Source organism: Pseudomonas sp. PDM04, from assembly GCF_014851765.1.
Classification (GTDB): domain Bacteria; phylum Pseudomonadota; class Gammaproteobacteria; order Pseudomonadales; family Pseudomonadaceae; genus Aquipseudomonas.
Window position 1 is genome coordinate 354,290 of sequence record NZ_JACVAI010000003.1, and the last position, 17,739, is coordinate 372,028.

Annotated in this window: 12 protein-coding genes; 9 read left to right on the forward strand and 3 right to left on the reverse strand. The window is 60.5% G+C overall.

From position 1 onward, the window contains the following. Positions 1-147 precede the first annotated feature (147 nt). From IB249_RS13620 to IB249_RS13630, 3 genes are read left to right on the forward strand one after another with little or no spacing between them, the layout of a single operon-like run. Complete coding sequence (locus IB249_RS13620) at positions 148-1,254, forward strand: sensor domain-containing diguanylate cyclase (RefSeq protein WP_192305466.1); 1,107 nt, start codon at positions 148-150, stop codon at positions 1,252-1,254. Next, positions 1,247-2,182 carry an iron-sulfur-binding ferredoxin reductase gene (locus IB249_RS13625; RefSeq protein WP_192305468.1) on the forward strand — a complete coding sequence of 312 codons (936 nt, stop codon included), beginning with the start codon at positions 1,247-1,249 and terminating at the stop codon, positions 2,180-2,182. Before IB249_RS13620 ends, IB249_RS13625 begins: the two co-directional genes overlap by 8 nt. 29 nt (positions 2,183-2,211) lie before the next feature. Beyond that, a complete protein-coding gene (locus IB249_RS13630; protein ID WP_192305470.1) occupies positions 2,212-2,961 on the forward strand; it encodes an enoyl-CoA hydratase-related protein in 750 nt (249 codons plus the stop codon). Between the two features lie 106 nt (positions 2,962-3,067). On the opposite strand, the gene IB249_RS13635 is transcribed toward IB249_RS13630, so the two are convergent. Both IB249_RS13635 and pyk read right to left on the reverse strand, forming a co-directional pair. Beyond that, a complete protein-coding gene (locus IB249_RS13635) occupies positions 3,068-4,393 on the reverse strand; it encodes a hypothetical protein (RefSeq protein WP_192305472.1) in 1,326 nt (441 codons plus the stop codon). A gap of 176 nt (positions 4,394-4,569) precedes the next feature. After that, positions 4,570-6,021, reverse strand: a complete 1,452-nt coding sequence (gene pyk, locus IB249_RS13640) for a pyruvate kinase (RefSeq protein WP_192305475.1) — start codon at positions 6,019-6,021, stop codon at positions 4,570-4,572. Between the two features lie 210 nt (positions 6,022-6,231). Here pyk and IB249_RS13645 point away from each other — a divergent pair, with 210 nt between their 5' ends. From IB249_RS13645 to IB249_RS13670, 6 genes are all read left to right on the forward strand, one after another. Beyond that, positions 6,232-6,513, forward strand: a complete 282-nt coding sequence (locus IB249_RS13645; RefSeq protein ID WP_192305477.1) for a hypothetical protein — start codon at positions 6,232-6,234, stop codon at positions 6,511-6,513. Positions 6,514-6,596: 83 nt separating this feature from the next. Further along, the gene (locus tag IB249_RS13650) at positions 6,597-6,980 is read left to right on the forward strand and encodes a tetratricopeptide repeat protein (protein ID WP_192305479.1); all 384 of its coding nucleotides are present in this window, start codon (positions 6,597-6,599) and stop codon (positions 6,978-6,980) included. Between the two features lie 233 nt (positions 6,981-7,213). Next, positions 7,214-7,573: a PilZ domain-containing protein gene (locus IB249_RS13655; RefSeq protein WP_192305481.1), complete on the forward strand. Its 360-nt coding sequence runs from the start codon at positions 7,214-7,216 to the stop codon at positions 7,571-7,573. A gap of 295 nt (positions 7,574-7,868) precedes the next feature. Further along, positions 7,869-12,980 (forward strand): Tc toxin subunit A, encoded by a 5,112-nt coding sequence (locus tag IB249_RS13660; RefSeq protein WP_192305483.1) that lies wholly within the window; start codon positions 7,869-7,871, stop codon positions 12,978-12,980. Positions 12,981-13,034: 54 nt separating this feature from the next. After that, positions 13,035-16,757: a neuraminidase-like domain-containing protein gene (locus IB249_RS13665; RefSeq protein WP_192305485.1), complete on the forward strand. Its 3,723-nt coding sequence runs from the start codon at positions 13,035-13,037 to the stop codon at positions 16,755-16,757. 75 nt (positions 16,758-16,832) lie between these two features. After that, positions 16,833-17,363 carry a hypothetical protein gene (locus IB249_RS13670; protein ID WP_192305487.1) on the forward strand — a complete coding sequence of 177 codons (531 nt, stop codon included), beginning with the start codon at positions 16,833-16,835 and terminating at the stop codon, positions 17,361-17,363. 80 nt (positions 17,364-17,443) lie between these two features. Here the strand turns inward: IB249_RS13670 and IB249_RS13675 are convergent, their stop codons facing one another. Next, positions 17,444-17,698 (reverse strand): DUF6124 family protein, encoded by a 255-nt coding sequence (locus IB249_RS13675; protein ID WP_192305489.1) that lies wholly within the window; start codon positions 17,696-17,698, stop codon positions 17,444-17,446. Between the last annotated feature and the right edge of the window lie 41 nt (positions 17,699-17,739).

Genomic DNA, 17,739 nt, shown 5'->3' on the forward strand with positions numbered 1-17,739 from the left:
CCCGGACCAAGCCCGCTTCCACCGGGTACTGTTGACCGCTGCGGTGTCAAAAATTGAATGGTCATTTATCCGGCTCGCCACTAAAGTGGCAGCTGGTCTTTGGAGCAGGACACTCGCTCAGCCTCCTTTCCCACGGTGAGTCAACGATTGACCCATAACGCCATCCAGCGCCTGTTGCTCAAACGTTTTGCCCTCGCAGCCGGCACCTATGCCCTGGCCCTGATGTTGCTGTGGCTGGCTTTTTTTACCGGGCACTACCCTCATTCCCTGGCGAACGTCGCGGTCGGCAGTGCCCTGGTGGTCATCTGTCAGGCGACCTTGTTCGCCGTGTTCTACAGTGGCTGGAACCTGCGCTTTGCCGACCCCAGCCTGACCGAGGCGCAGGTACTGCTGGGGCTGGGCTGGCAATCCTGGCTGATCGCCCACCTGGATGAGGCCCGTGGCGCGTTCCTGGTGTTCTATGTGCTGATCCTGCTGTTCGGGTTGTTTCACCTGTCGCGCCGGGCCTTTGCGCGGTGTGCGCTGCTGGTGTTTTTCAGTTTCAGCGCGATCACGCTCTGGGAGGCCTACCACTTCCAGTTGGCCGATCCGGCGCTGGCGGTGTTGCAGGTGTGCGTGCTGTTCATCGTGCTGGTCTGGCTCGAGCTGTATGCGCGTCATGTCCAGGCCTCGCGCCAGCGGATGCGTCAGCGCCGTTTCGCCTTGCAGGCGCATCAGGACACCCTGCGCGGCATGATGCGCCAACTCGAAGACCTGGTGGCCACCGACGAATTGACCGGGCTGTTCAATCGCCGACATTTCCTGCGCCTGGCGTCCCGTGAGCTCGACACCATGGAGCCGGACGTCGTCCACGGCCTGGCGCTGATCGACCTCGACCATTTCAAGCGCATCAACGACGTGCATGGCCACGCGGCCGGCGACCAGGTGCTGCAAGCCTTTGCCGGCGTCGCCAGCGCCTGCCTGCGCGAAGGCGATGTGCTGGCGCGCTACGGCGGCGAAGAGTTCGTGGTGCTGCTGCCCGATTGCAGCCCGGAACGCCTGACCGCCTGTTGCGAGCGACTGCGAATCGCCTTTACCGACGTCCAGTTGATTGGCCTGACGGTGGGTAATCTCAGCCTGTCGGGTGGCATGACCCTGTTGATGCCGGGCGACGATCTGGACGACGCCCTGCAACGGGCCGATCAGGCGCTGTATCGCGCCAAGCGCGACGGCCGCAACCGTTGCGCGGCGGCGTGGGAGAACGTCGATGCCTGAGTTGCGGGTCGGCGATCGTCAATGGACGGTGGCACCGGGCAGTAACCTGCTCGACGCCTTGAATCGAAACGGTGTGCCCGTTCCCTACAGTTGCCGCGCCGGCAGTTGCCACGCGTGTCTGGTGCAATGCACCCAGGGGTTGCCGGACGACAGCCGGCCCGATGCGCTGAGCGTTGAACAGCGTCAGCAGGGCTGGCGCCTGGCGTGCCAGTGTCAGGTGGTCGAGGACTTGCAGGTGCACGCCTTCGATCCGCTCGAGGACGGCCGCCCGGCCGAGGTGGCCGCCGTCGATTGGTTGAGCCGCGACGTGTTGCGCCTGCGCCTGACCCCGCAACGCCCGTTGCGCTACAGCGCCGGCCAGCACCTGGTGTTGTGGGCCGGTCAGGTGGCGCGTCCGTATTCGCTGGCCAGCCTGCCCGAAGAAGACCGCTTTCTGGAATTCCACCTCGATTGTCGCCAACCCGGCGCATTCAGCGATGCCGCGCGGCGGCTGCACATCGGCGACGGGATGCGCCTGGGCGAGTTGCGTGGCGGGGCCTTGCATTACGACCCCGACTGGCACACCCGGCCGCTCTGGCTGTTGGCGGCCGGGACCGGGCTCGGCCCGTTGTTCGGGGTCTTGCGCGAGGCCCTGCGCCAGGATCACCAGGGCGACATCCGGGTGATTCACCTGGCCCATGACGCCGAGGCGCACTACCTGGCCAAGCCCCTGCAGGCCATGGCCGCCAGCCGCTCGAACCTGCACGTCGAGTTGTGGACCGCGACCGAGTTGCCGGCGGCTTTGGCGCAACTGCGGCTTGTTTCCCGGCAAACCCAGGCCTTACTCTGCGGTTCCCCCGACAGCGTCGACGCCTTCGCCCGGCGCCTTTACCTGGCGGGACTGCCGCGCAACCAACTGCTGGCCGACGTCTTCCTGCCCCGCGGTTGAGCGCTGACTTCTCAGACGCGAGACCTTCCATGACCGATGCCATCCAGATCGAACACGAACGCGGCCTGCTGACCCTGCGCCTGAACCGCCCCGACAAGAAAAACGCCCTGACCCGCGCCATGTACAGCCAGTTGGGCGACGCGCTGAAACAGGCAGACGCCGACCCGCAGGTCAATGCCGTGCTGATCACCGGCTCCAGTGAGTGCTTCACCTCCGGCAACGACATTGCCGACTTCCTCGAGCAACCCCCGAGTGCCCTCGACAGCCCGGTGTTCCGCTTCATGCTGGCCCTGCTCGATTGTCGCAAGCCGGTGGTGGCTGCCGTGGCCGGGGCCGCCGTGGGCATCGGCACGACGCTGCTGCTGCATTGCGACCTGGTGTACGTCAGTCGCGATGCGCGATTGCGCATGCCGTTCGTCAACCTCGGTCTGTGCCCGGAGTTCGGCTCCAGCCTGATCCTGCCGCGCCTGCTCGGGCACGCCAGGGCAGCCGAGTTATTGCTGCTCGGCGAAGGTTTCAATGGCGAGCAGGCGGCGGCCTGGGGCATTGCGTCCGAAGCCCTGGGCAGCGGCGAGGAGGCACTGGCCAAGGCCCGGGAGGTGGCACTGCGCTTCGACTCCCTGCCGCCGGAAGCCGTGCGCATCAGCAAACAACTGATGAAAGCTGCGGATCGCGAGCCGTTGCGCCGGGCGATAGAAGAGGAGGGGGCGTTGTTCATCCAGCGGCTGCGCTCGCCGGAAGCGTTGGCGGCGTTGTCGGGGTTTATCAATCGGCGTTGAGTCGTCATCGACTGTACCGGCCCTATCGCGAGCAGGCTCGCTCCCACACCGGCAATCGAACGTGGGAGCGAGCCTTTCCATCCCTCTCACGGCGAGGCTTTACCGGTCATCCGCCGATCAGGCCCCGGGCGATGCATAACGTCCTTTCGACGTCTGTGCTGTAGAAACTGGCGAACACAAAACTGCCGTCTTCTTCGAACACGACGGGCAGACGGGTGAATGAAAGCATGCCATCGAAACGAACGTACCCAGTGCCCTGGCCAAAGGTCGGGTCAATTTCCCCCTTGCTCAGAACCCGCGCGACCACCAGGTTATACCGCGAGCCGATCGAACCCACCATCAGCACATGGCCATCGGGCTGGGTCTTGCCCGCATACCAGCGCGTCGCCTCGCCGCCGAGACGGGTCTGCAGTGGCTGGGCGCCGTTGAACTGGATATTGAAGGTGCCGTCGCTTTCGAGACTGACCAGCAGGCCCGCGTTGACCTCGGTTTTGGCAAAACCCATACCCAACAGGCGCTTGTTGGGTTGGGTCGTCAGTTGTTGCAGCACCAGCGATGTGTCGGGCAGTTGGCTGACGATCCTGTAGCCCTTGCCGTTGAACGTGGTATCGAATGTGCCGTCAGCATTGAGCTGGACGAGCAGCGCTTCGTTTTCATTGGGCGGGTAAGACACATAGCCGGCGACAACGTACTTGCCCTCATCGGTTCGCAGGAGACTGAGTAGATCCGTTTCAGGCGTCTCGGGGATGTCGATGATGGTGAAACCCGACTGGTTGAACGTCGGGTCGAGGTTGCCTCGCTCATCGATTCTCAGGATGTACCCGAAATCCTTCTGCATGGACTGCGAATTGCGAATCAGCAGGACCTTGTTGTCGGGCAAAGGCAATGAGTGCGCTTGAGCGGTGCCGGCGTCGGACCTTTTATCGGCGGGCGGGTCGGACTCGGCATCGTTGGCAAGCGGAGGCAAGGTGATCACCGAAATACCGTTCCTTGAGTAACGGGTATCGAGGCTGCCGTCTGCATTCAGTCTGGCCAATGCGCTTTTCCAGATGCCGTTTTTATCGATGAGCTCGCCGACCACCAGTATTTTCTTCTCGCCCTCGATGTTTTGGATGACGATCTCATCGCCGTAAGAGTGGGTGATATAGCCACTTGCCTTTTGGAACACGCCCCTGGCATAGCCATTGGTACCAAACCCGGTGTCCAGTTCACCCTGTCGAGTCAGGTGGAAACACCCGTATTCGAACATGCCGTTGCGGTTCATCAACGAGCAGGAGCAGTAATAGCTTCCATCCGCGTCGCGAGTGATGCCACTGATGACGACTTTTTGATCGGATGGATCAGGCAGTGGAGGGGTAAACAGACCGTCGACGCCAAAAGTCGGGTCTATCTGTCCGGCATGGGTGCTTGAAAAGGTGCTTTCTGATTTCACTGGTGCTGCTCCCGGGTTGAACGCTTCAGGCGTTGGCTTGGCAGCGCTCAGAAGAGCAAATTCGAGGGGGCTTGTGACTGTCACATCTGACAGTCACGACCAGCGGTGTCATTCAAGGTCAAAAAAAGCCCCGCCATTCACAGGGCGGGGCTTTGGTTTGACGGGCTACCGGTCACTCAGACCATCGGGTCGCCCACGTGCAGGATCTTCATGCCGTTGGTGCCGCCGGTGGTGTGGTAGCTGTCGCCCTTGGTCAGGATGACCCAGTCGCCTTTTTCCACCACGCCACGCTTGACCAGCTCGTCGATTGCCTTCTGGCTCACTTCGTTCGGCGCGAGCGAAGCCGGGTCGAACGGAATGGTGTACACGCCACGGAACATTGCAGCGCGTGCCTGAGCTTCGCGGTGCGGGGTGAACGCGTAGATCGGCACCGACGAACGGATACGCGACATGATCAGCGGGGTATAGCCGCTTTCGGTCAACGCGATGATCGCCTTCACACCCGGGAAGTGGTTGGCGGTGTACATGGTGGCCAGTGCGATGCTTTCGTCACAGCGCGTGAACTCTTTGCCGATGCGGTGGCTGGAGGTCTTGCTGGTCGGGTGCTTTTCCGCGCCGACGCAGATGCGCGCCATGGCCTGCACGGCTTCCAGCGGGTACAGACCGGCAGCACTTTCGGCCGAGAGCATCACGGCGTCGGTGTAGTCGAGCACGGCGTTGGCCACGTCGGACACTTCGGCACGGGTCGGCATCGGGTTCTGGATCATCGACTCCATCATCTGGGTCGCCACGATCACCGCCTTGTTGTGGCGACGTGCGTGCAGAATGATTTTCTTCTGGATGCCCACCAGCTCGGCGTCACCGATTTCCACACCCAGGTCACCACGGGCCACCATCACCGCGTCGGATGCCTTGATCAGGCCGTCGAGGGTTTCGTCGTCGGCCACGGCTTCGGCGCGTTCGATCTTCGCCACCAGCCAGGCGGTGCCGCCGGCCTCGTCGCGCAGTTGACGGGCATATTCCATGTCGGCAGCGTCACGCGGGAAGGACACGGCGAGGTAGTCGACTTCCATTTCCGCGGCGAGCTTGATGTCGGCCTTGTCCTTTTCGGTCAGGGCCGGGGCGGTCAGGCCACCGCCGCGACGGTTGATGCCCTTGTGGTCCGACAGCGGGCCACCAATGGTCACGACGCAATTGAGTTCGGTGGCGCTGGCGGTTTCGACGCGCATCACCACACGGCCGTCGTCGAGCAGCAGCTCGTCGCCCACGCCGCAATCCTTGACCAGGTCCGGGTAGTCGATGCCGACCACTTGCTGGTTGCCTTCGGTCAACGGATGGCTGGTGGAGAAGGTGAACCTGTCACCGATCTTCAGCTCGATCTTCTTGTTGGCGAATTTGGCGATACGGATCTTCGGGCCTTGCAGGTCACCCAGCAGGGCGACGAAGCGGCCGTGCTTGGCGGCGAGGTCACGCACCAGCTTCGCGCGAGCCTTGTGCTCGTCGGGCGTGCCGTGGGAAAAGTTCAGGCGGGCGACGTCCAGGCCAGCGAGGATCAGCTGTTCGAGAACTTCCGGCGAGTTACTGGCCGGGCCAAGGGTGGCGACGATTTTGGTACGACGAGCGGACATGCAAAGACTCCTGAGTTCTAGCGCTGAGTGAGGCTACTATGCTCTTGGGGTGTAGTCATTGTTCATCTGCACTACTTATTCAATTGTTTTTGGGAACAAACAGGGCGCGTTACCGTCCGTCGGCACTGGCAGTTCTAACAGCTGGTGCGGCGCGCCCGCAGGGTGAAACTGGGGAACCGCCACACCGGGCGGTCTTCTGGAGACAACGCCATGACGACGCAAGATGAAGAACCGGCAGTGATCATTTACCCGGCCGAGGGGGAACTGGTCACCAGTCCTTTCAAGATGCGCGGAACGGGGACACCCAACCGCAGAGCGAATGTTTTCGATATGCGCGACCATCTGAAACCGATGCTGACCACCAACGTTCGAGGTGACGGCACGTGGGAGGGCGAAGTGACCCTCAAGGGCCCGGAACGGTACAAGGTGTTCACCAAGGTGATGATTCCTGGCGGAGCGGCGGGGCCGACTCGGACATTTCTGGTGAACTGAGCACTTCCCACACGTTCACACCCATAGACGATTGAAGATTTGGCGCGGTGGGCCGATACAGAGCGCAAGACAGGAGAACCCCCATGCGATTCGTGCCCATTGCCGCCCTTGCCCTCGCCGTTATCAGCGTCACGGGCTGCACCCGTTGGTCGATGAACCACCATTTGAATAATGCCTACAGCGCCTATGACCGTGGCAATTGCGAACAGGTGACGCTCGAATTGTCCAAGGTCGAACGCGCCAGCCGTGCCCGGTCTTACGTGTGGCCGGAAGTCTCGATGTTGCGTGGTTTGTGCCTGGAACGGCAAAAACTGTTTGTCGATGCGGGGCAAACCTACCAGTTCATCATCGCCTCTTATCCGCAAAGCGAGTACGCCTACCGTGCCCGGGCTCGCCTGGAGACCCTGCAGTCGCTGGGGCATTACCCGTTGCGCAGCCCCGCTGCGGTGCGTCCGACCCGCTTCTGATCACGCTGGTCATTCAAGGGTGGCCCAGCGGCGACGGTGAGCTATAGTCGAATAAACCGGTTGTGGAACGGGTTTCCCTTCCGAGGCAACACCTGTGATCGGCAGAAGTAAGCGGCAGCGACGTATGGACTGCCGCACCGGGATCGGGGAGAGCGCGCCGAGGCCTTTGCAGGCCGGCCCGTTCCGAAGCATGGGTGCGGCCCTGTCGAAGGGCCCTGCATAGCGAATTCAGCATGTTCACTGACCGCCGGATCGAGCGGCATCAACTGCCGTATTTTCTGAAAGTGTTCAACAGCGTTACCGACAAGCCAATCGGGTTCCTGGGCAACGTCTCCGAAGACGGGCTGATGCTCATCAGTCAGTTGCCGATGATGATTGGTGCCGATTTCGAGTTGCGCCTGAAGATCCCCATGGCCGATGGCTGCCAGCAGGTCATCGACTTCAGGGCCTGTTGCCTGTGGTGCCACGAGGACGCGACCCCCCGGCACTACGACGCCGGGTTCAGCCTGCAACGCGCACCGCCGGAGTTCGGCGACCTGGTGCAAGCGTTGAAACGCTACTTCAGTTTTCAGCCGATGCCTGCTTCGGCCTGAGTATTGCGGTGCAAGGCCTGACGCCTTCGCGAGCAAGCCCGCTCCCTCAGAGATGAACGCCCTGACATCCTGTCGGAGCGAGCCCGGCTTGCCGGTGAAGTGTTAGCCAGCACATCGCAGAACCATCTGAACCCTCCCCTGAAGCCTGCCCCCTCTTCGGCGTATTGCTACGTGCCGTCCGTCGGCACTGTCAGTTCTCACAGGTGTGGCGTTTCCCTGGGTCAGCGTAAAAAGGTCGTGCAAACCAACGACCCTCAGCGCACACCCGACGCCGTCCCTGGCAGGGAGAACCACGATGAGCAAGGCCCCCACCCCTTCGTCCCTTGAGCAACTGTTCGACTCGGTGCCCGGCAAGCGCAGCGCGAAGTCGCTCAAAAGCCGGGAGAAGTTCATCGAGCAGGGCGGTTCGGTGTTCGACATGGTGAAGATGGGGCACGCAGGGGTGGTGAAGACATTCGGCTTGCCCGAATCCGACGCACAGGCGCTGCTGGACCGCGCCACGAGCCTGGCCGTGCACACCGCCCGCGAATACCGCGAACAGCGTCTGGTCCGACAGGGGCCGGCCAATCCGCTGCATCGAACCGGTATCAGGGCATTGGTCGATACACCGACCTTCGACGATTTGTTCGACCCCGACTGGGAAGGCGCCGCCCCGGTAGGCGCCCCGGACTCGAGCATCTCCCCGGCGGCGTATTTCGTGCGGCTGGTGATCCTGGCCCGGGACCTGGAAGCCCGTGCCGGGAACAATGCGGGTCTGATCAAGCTGGACACCCGGCGTCCTGACTTGACGCAGATGGTCATCGACACCACTAGCCTGTTTCAGATTCGCGCCAACGTCACGCTGGTCAATGAAGTGCTGGAAGGTGTCATCAAGAAGGCCCTGTCGCCGGAGACGTTCAAGGATCAGTTAGTCGATGACTTTTTGCTGGAAGCCCGTTTTCCCCATCGCACCCTGCCATTCGAGTGGTACACCGAGCAGTACCGCCTGGTGCTGGACGAATACAAGTTGATGTTGGGTGATGTGGTGCGGGCGATCGACCTGAGCGCGCCGTACTTCAAGCAGCCGGGGGTACGAGGAGATTTATCGGATGTTGCATTACACCAGTCGTGCAAGCTGGGCCCGCTGCAGCAGTTGTTGTTGACTGAAAATTTTCTGGTCGGAGAAACCGGGGCCGAGAAGTTTTACCTGGATAACTTTGGCTCGACCGACAAAAAACTGCAGGATTCGGTGCACTTCTGCGCCCAGACCGCGATTGATGCCGACAAGCTCACCTCATTGCTGTCGATTGAACAGCATGCACCTGCGCTATCGCCCAACGTCATCAGCAGCGCCCGGGCAGCGACTTCACCCAAGGACTTCGGCTCGGTGTACATCAATTTCGGCACCACCCCTGCAATGGGCTTATCCAAGCCGGAAAGCGGTCAAACCCGTTTGTTCTCCGAACACACACTCAACCGTTTCGAACGAATGAACCGAATCCTCCGGTTGAGCCGGTGGTTGGATTTGCCGCTGGACGAATGTGATCGCCTGGTGATGGCCGCGTTCAATGCCGAGCTGCGCGGTGACATTGCTGACCCTGTCGTCCGCCAACGTGAGTTGGCCAATGAGCCGTCCAGAATCACCAACAACACCCTGCGTGCCCTTGGCCTGTTTCAGGAGTTTCGTCTGCGATTCAAGTGCACCGCCGAACAGTTCGCTGCGCTGATCGACGAGATCAGCCCCTACGGGCGAGGGGAGAAGCGCTCGCAATTCGACCGTCTTTTCAACGCCCAGGCTTTGTTCGATACGCCGCTGCAACTGGATGACGGCAATTTTTACATCGATCCGCAAACCCGTGCCGACAAGCGCACCATCGATCAGATCTGCAGCAGCCTGGGGCTCAATCAGGAGACGTGGCGCTACCTCGCCCGTTTCGTGGCCAAGAGCTACAACCTCAGGGACCAACTAAGCCGTAGCCTGCCCGTGCTGTCGTCACTTTATCGTGTGGTGTTGCTGGCTTCGTTTCTGCGCATCAGTCCGATCGAACTGACGGCGTTGCTGGAAACCCTGAGCGACCGGGGCGGCAGCGAGGTGCTGCAGCGGGTGTTCGGGGAGACGCGTTTGCTGGTCAGCGGCACCCGGGGTCTGGGTGATGTGTTGAGTGTGATGCATGCCGTGCAGACCTGTGTTCAGTGGTTGCAGGAAAATGACCTGAGCGTGAGCTGGCTGGTGCAACACGTGGCGGAGGTGATTGCACCACCCATGGCGACGGAAGCCGACGTGACGTTGCTGCAGGAGATCCACGGTCGGCTGCAACCGGTGCGACTCAGCGAAGAGGTGTTTCGCGGCGCGGGTGTGCCGGCCAACAATGACGGCACTGGTCGCGGCTGGTTGGTGTTGCTTGAGGAACTGGTGGACAGCGATGGCCTGGTATCAGGCCTGCCCAACGATGCGAACGACTACGAGCGGGCTGTTGCGGAAGTCGACGCCGCCGTGCGTGAGTCCAATCTCCCGCTTGCCGCCGCCGACCGGGTCCGGCCGGTGATCCTTGCGCTGGTGCTGCAGGCGCGGGACGCCCAGAGCGCGGTGATCCAGGAAAGTCTGTCGGTGTATCTGAGCCTTACCCAGGACCTGGTGCTGCCTGTGCTCAAGTGGGTCGATACGGGTGGCGTCTACCTGCTGGTGAAAGAGACCATGCGCGCGCTCGCGGCGGTCACATCGGGAGCGGACAAGATCAATGTCGGCGACGATGTCCTTAACTTGCTGGGGCATCTGCTGCGGCGTGCCACCGTCGTCAAGAAGCTCGCGCTGAGTTCGGCGATGTTGGTCGCCCTGACCACGCGGCGCAACTGGCAATGGTTCGGGCTGGCGAACTCGCAAGCCCTGAGCCTGAACACCCTGTATCAGTTGACCCTGTTCCAGCGGGTGGTGATCCACACAGGGCAGCCAGCGGAAAAACTTCTGCACTACCTGGAACTGGTCAACGCGCTGCCGGCGACGCTGACGCCGGAGGATCTGCGGCTGGTGCGTGATTCCGCCGCCACTCAATTGGCCGCAGTGCTCAAATGGAGTGTGCGCGAAGTACTCGAGTGCATCCTTTATCTGAGCCCGACCATGCCTGTGGTAAGTGACCTGGCCGCCCTCGATGCCGTGTTGCGCATTCGTGCGCTGGCGACCCATAGCGGGCTGGATGCGCGCGCCATCATTCGCCTCGGCTCCCTCATGCCCAGTAGTGACAAACAGGCTTACCGCGAAGCGGCCGAACACGTTATCGAAAGTTTGTCTGAGTCCGCAATCCAGGGGCAGGTCCAGGAGATCGGTGAAGTCGGACAGAGCGTGACGCACGAAGTCAGGTGCGTGAACGACACTCTGATCGCCAACGTGACCAATCAGGTGGCGCTGATCGAACTGACGCTGCGTGATCTGGCCGGTCATGTCATGCCCAACATTACCGTGAGGTGGAGCGCCGATCGCCCAGGCCTGCTGGAAAATATTTCCATCACCGACCATGAGGGCCGCGCGGTGATCCGCTTCAAACCGAAAAAAGGACCCTGGATGGGGACGGTGCAGGTGAAGGGCACCTACGGCCTGGCGCAGGAGGTCTATGCACCGAAGATCGTTGTGGACTGTGAGGAGTTGACGCTGGACTTTGACCTGGACTACGGAGCGGACCCGGAAGAAGACTTTCTGGCGGGCGGCCAGTCGTTTTTCCCCGTGGTGGTCCGCCTGGCCGATAAGCATTACAACCCGGGTATAGGTCGTACGGTGACCTTTTCCGGTCAGGGTGTCATGGCCAATCCGCCGGTGGCTATCACTGATGAAGACGGATTCGCCCGAACCTTGGTCAGCAGCCTCGAGCCCATTGAAAAAACCATGCTTCTGGCTACTTACAGCACCAAGGGCTCCAGGGTCATCAACAACATCACCTTTGTCGACAAACCGTCGATCAGGCTGCTGGAGGTGGCGTCGGTCGCCGTGTTCGGGCAACCCATGATATTGCGGGCCCATGTGGTAGGCCTGGCCAAACTGCCGTCGCCCAATGTCGAGGTCGAGTTGTTCGCCGACGGCGGTACGACGCCAGTCAAGCAAACCACCAACGACGATGGCATCGCCGAATTCAGCATCACCGCGCCGGCAGCGGGCGAACACACTTATACCGCCAAGGTCTCCCTGCATGAGCAACAGGTTGATGTGTTCGTGGCCAAGGCGGCTGTGATCCATGGTGAATCCGCAGAGTTCCTTTATCCGGTGGCCGGTGCGGGCACGGTCACCCTGTTGTGGGTCACCGTCAGGGAAGAGGCGCACAACCAGGCGCGGTTGATTCCCCAGTGCCCGGTGTTGTGGACGGTCACCGGGCCGGGCCGCAAAAAATCGGCGCCCGTCACCATCGCCACCGATGCCCTGGGGCGGTCGACCTTCCCGTTCGAGGTGGACGTGACCGGCAAATATACGGTCACAGCCTCTCTGCCGTCCGCGCCCACGGAAAAACGCACCTTTGCCCTCACTGTGGTGCCGGCCATCGACTGGACCTTCAAGCTGAGCGACCTGACCACCCCGGGCTTCATCACTGACAAACCGTTGCGTTTCATCAGGGGGCACCAGTACAAGCTCGAGATCGATTTGCCTACGGGTGTCGACCTCAAGGACGCCCGCGCCATGCTGGCCTGGGACAGCGAGTTCTCGGCCAAGGGCCTGGGCATGTTGTTCACGCCGGCTACCGGCGCCTATGTGGTGATCGGCACCGAGACAACCCTTAGCTGGACCGTCGATTGCCAGGATCTGCGCAACGGGGCGTTCGACCTGATCTTCTATTGCAACCGCCTCGATCAGCGTCTGCTGCTGCCGGGACGACTGGATGCGTCTCCGCCGGTGATGGAGCAACCCAAGGATAAAGCCAAGGTTGAGATCATGCCGTTGTTGTACGGTCTTGGCAGCCCGTCGGCGCAGATCTTCGTCTTCGAGGGCAGGAACGGCGCGCTGTTGGCCAGGACCAGCGTGGGCGACGACGGCAATTGGGCGTTCAGATTCACCGAGCCGCTGCCACTGGGGCCGCATGTATTTTCGGTCAAACAGCGGCATATCGACACCACCGAGGCGTGGGCGCCGGACGTGCACGTGGTTGTGGACGCCAACTTTGCCGAAATTCCAATCATCACCAGCCCGGCCTATGACAGCGTTGTTCCATTGGGCAGCTGGATCGAAGGCACCGGGCTGTCAGGTACTGAGGTGCGAATCGTCAAACAGGGCTCCCCCACGACCATTTATGCACAAGGCATGGTCGAAGCCAACGGTCATTGGAGGGTGCAGTTCAAGCCTGATTTTGTCGCAGGCAGGTATGAATGCAGTGCGGGGTTATATCAGGCAGACAAGATCATTTCAGGCTGGGTGAACCCGAGCTATTTCGTGACGTTCGAGGCCAACAGCTAGACATTCGAGCCGGGGCTTAGGCGCCTCGACCCAACGCATTCCAGGAGTAGAACAATGGACAAGTCCATCATGGGTACATTGGAAGAACGTCGTTGCGCCGCCCTGGCCGATTATTACCTGGGGCATGTGGCGCCAGAAGATACGAACCTCCAGGGCATGACGCTCACCAACCTAGACGAACTCTACGAATACTTGCTGCTCGACACCCAGGTCGGCCAGCAACCGCAGACCTCGTGCGTGGCCGAAGCGATCGCCTGCCTCCAGCAATACATCGGTGCGATCTACGGCGGCATGGAAGCCGGGCATACGGCGGAGTACTCCCACGATGAACTGTTGGCGTGGCACCAGCAATACAGCAACATCAGTGACTGGGCCGGTCGTCAGATGCTGAGTGATTACCCGGAGAACTGGATAAACCCCACGTTGCGCCTGCACAAGTCCGAACCGTTCAAGGAGCTGGAAAACAACCTCGCTCAAGCCAGCCTGAAGGACGAGTCGATCCAGGTGGCGTTGTATGAGCATCTGAAGAAATTCGAAGAAGTGTGCAACCTGGAGATGATCGCCGGCTACATCGACAGTATCGATGGCAGCGGGAGCGAAAAGGGCACGACGTTCAAAAACGCCGATTACTACTTTCTGGGGCAGGAACGGGTGCAGCCACGGGGTTATTACTGGCGCAAGGCCCGCGTAGAAGTCAATGAGAACAGTACGTTTATCGACCCGGCATCGTGGACGCAATGGCAGCCAGTGGATATACCCGCGGCGCCCAATCGGATAGCGATCAAACCGATTTTTTTCGCCGGGCGTTTAACGATCGTTCAAGTGGAAGGCGTGCTACTTGAAATCGATAACTTGGCCAGCAAATGGCAGTTTGATTTCTCGGTCTCTTCCCTCGGTGTGAACGGCGTGTGGTCGACGCCTTTGAAGATCCATTCTTTGACGGAGCCTGTGGGGAGATTTTATCCAGAACGTACGCAGTTAGTAGCAGTCAATTTTGTCGGGGACAGGGCAACGGAGGATCAGCTGGCAGTGTGTATGCTCATTACGCCGAATGCTGGCCACGACTTGTCGGCCTACGCGTTCGCCTCGCTCAACGCGCTCTTCGATCCTGTCCCCATGGACAAACTGGCGCTGATAGACCTTGTGTTGCAAAACTTCGGTCTGGACGGTCTATTGCAGCACCATTTGATAAAAGACGCCGTCGTCACCTTGGAGAATGTACCGAAAATCCTCAAGGAGGAATCCGGTGCCCAATTCCTCGACCTGAGGCCGTTGGCGATCCCTGACCTGTTGTGGGTGCGCCTGAACTCCCTGTTTGGTCCTGAGCTGGTGGTGAAAGCAGCGATTTCCATCGACGAGGTGCTGTCGCTGGCGACCCAGAATACCCTTGAGCCCCAGCCACCCGATGTCACCCCGGAAATGGCACCGATCGATTTCAACGGTGCCCATGGTTATTTCTACTGGGAGTTGTTCTTTCACCTGCCCTACCTGATCGCCCATCGCTTGTACGAGGAGCGCAACTTCCTGGAAGCGCAACGCTGGTTCCACTACATCTTCAACCCGCAAATTCGCACTAAGCGCCCGGGGGAAACAGATCCCAGCAAAGGGTATTGGTTCTCCCGTCCAATGCTGGAAGACGGCTATATCGGTTTTGAAAGCAAGGGGTTGGCGGATCCGGACGCCATCGCCTTTTCCAAGCGTATTCACTACCGCAAAGCGATTTTCATGGGCTACGTTCGCTGCATCATTGCCCACGCCGACACTTATTACCGGCGCCTGACCCGCGACGGCCTGGTGGCGGCGAAACAGCAATACATTCGTGCCCTGTCACTCATGGGGCCTGCGCCTTCCGCCAAGGCGATGAGCCACTGGGTACCGAATTCTGCCGACGGCATCCTCAAAGCCAAATCCGAAGCGGTCTTGGCACTGGAAACTTTCGCCGGCACCCTCAGTGTCGACGTCGGTAACTTGCCCGCCCGCGTCGAGGGCACGCCGGATTTCGAGATCCTTTCGCTGGAAGGCGTGTTCCGGCCCTTCGTCAATGAACAACTGCTCGACACCTGGCAGTACATCGACCAGTGCCTGTGGAACATGCGTCATAACCTGACCATCGATGGCAAGGTGATGGACTTGGAACTCTACGCCTCGCCGACCGATCCATCGGGAGCGAGTCGCGCTCAATCCGGTGGGGCATCCGGAGCGATGCGCAATGCGGGTGGCTGGAAGACCATCCCTCATTACCGCTTCCGAGCCATGATGACAACGGCTCAAGGCGCGGTGCAAACCCTGATCGGGCTCGGTCGGGAAGTGCGTCAACTCATGGAACAGCGTGATCGCGGGCAGCTCGAGGAGTTGCAACAAAGCCATGTCATTGCGCTGGGGGCGCACGCCAAAACCATTCAGGAGGAAGCGATCAAGCAGGTCGAAGCGTCGTTGAAGGGTTTGAAAGAGAGTCAGAAAATGGTTGAGGAGCGTGCAAACCACTACAGGGACATGCGTGACAGTGGGCTGAACCAACTCGAATGGGCGGGCGATCTTTTGACTCTTACGGGCAAGTTGGGCAGCGCTTCCGCCGCCGTGCCGCTGATCGTCGGAGGGGGGATGAAGTCGTTACCGAGACTGTTCGGCATGATCACTGACGTCGGCAACTGGGGGGAGAACCCGGTGGCGGCCAGCGGTGCCATTGGGCTGCTCTCCGGTGTCATGTATGCAGCGGGCGAAGCCGCACAGCGAACCGCTTACTACATTCGCCGCGATCAGGAGTGGAGTTTTCTGCAAAATCAGGCCAACAGCGAACTGCGGGTGCTCGACGAACAAGTCATGGCTCAGCAACACGCCCTCAACGCTGCTCGGGCCAGCCTGGCGCAAACGCAAAAGGCTAACGAGCACGCCCAAGAGATCTACTCCTTCTACAAGACCCGGGCGACCAACGTCGAACTCTATCGCTGGCTGCTGGGCCAGATGGCCACGCTGTACTTCCAGGCCTATGACGCGGTGGTCGGGTTGTGCCTGAGTGCCGAGGCCAGTTTCCAGTACGAGATGGGCGATTTCGATACTCAGGTGATCCGGCCCAACGTGTGGATGGATCACCGCCACGGCCTGAGCGCGGGTGAGTCGATGCTGCTCGACCTGCTGCGCCTGGAACGCATGTACCTGGAGCGCAACGAGCGGCGGCTGGAGCTGACCAAGACCATTTCCCTGCGCCAGTTGTTCGAGCAGGGCGCGTCTGTGCGGGCGACCTCCTGGGACGATGTGATCACTTCCCTCAAGGCCGGCAAGCTCGATTTTACGTTTTCCCAACGCTTGTTCGACAGCGATTACCCCGGCCACTATTGCCGGCAGATCACGGCGGTTTCACTGTCCTTGCCGGCAGTGCTGAGTGCCTATCAAGACGTGCGTGCGATTCTCACGCAAACCGGCAGCCTCACGGTGCACAAGGCCGATGTCGACACGCTGGACTATCTCTATGGCGACGGGGAAGACATGCCGCCCAGCGGTATTTTCCTCAATCCGAGGGTCAATCAGCAGGTGGGGATGAGCCAGGGGGTGGATGATTTCGGCCTGCACCAGATGATGTTCGGGGATGAGCGATACCTGCCTTTCGAAGGCACCGGTGCAATATCTAACTGGCGGCTGGAGTTACCGCGCTCGACCTCCGAGGAGCAGGCCAGACTGATCGATAGCCTGACCGACATCATCGTGCAGGTGCGGTATCTGGCCAAAGTAGGCAATACGGCTTACACCCAGGCAGTGTTGGAGCGGCTCGAAACCCCCTGAAGCCCTGCGGGCATGGCGCTGGCAAAATCCCCGAGGATTGGCTTCGGGCACGCGGAACATGTGGAGGTGAGCATCATGACTGACGAAGAAATCAAGGGACGCAACCTGGTGCAGAGGGGGCGCTTTCCCTCGGACTGGAAAACCTTCTGGACACATGACGGCGTGGGCAACGCCGTGGTATCCACCGATCCCCTTTATGACTATTACCTGATGATGAACAGGTTGGCAAAGGTCACACAGGTCATCGAAACGCCCGTTTTCACCCCGGCACAGATGACGGGCGTGGTCTTCCGAATCGCCTTTGTCTATGAAAACTATCACGATGGCGGGAATTCAAAAGTCGTGTTGACCACGACCAGTGGAAAGGTCACACCCATCGATTTGAGTGGCAAGATCCCTGAACAGCCGCAGGCTGACTGGAACCCCTTCCCCTACCTCACCATCGAAGGTATGACCTCAGCGGACAAGGATTTGACCGTCGACCTGCACGGCTCTGACCTGGCCGGTTCGAGTGGGCTGCGGATCACCGACATCGATGTTGACGTGCGGCTGGTCCCGCTGGTGCTGGAAAAAATCCAGCTCGATGACCGGGTGTATGAGCCGTAATCACTGAAGGTTGTTTTGTTTCAACCGGCCCGTTCCGACGAAGGGGCCGGTGGTTTCAATAACATTCAAACGACCCGACACTAAACCGCGCCGTTCGCCTGCTGGTTCTCCAGCGATTTCTCCACCAGCATCAAGCCAAACTCACTCATCTGGTGAATCATCACGGCCATGCGCCGTGCCTTGTCGTCGAGGCTGTCGGCCAGGTCGAGCAGCAGGTCGTTGACCGAGCAAAAGGTTTCGAATGCCTGGATGGTGATGGAGCGGGGATCGGCGTTGGGGTCGACGGTGAGCATCGACAGGCCGTGTTCTGAAGAATTGACTGTGTGCTTGGGCATATCCATTACCTCAAATGAAGCTGTCACCGACTCGCGACTAA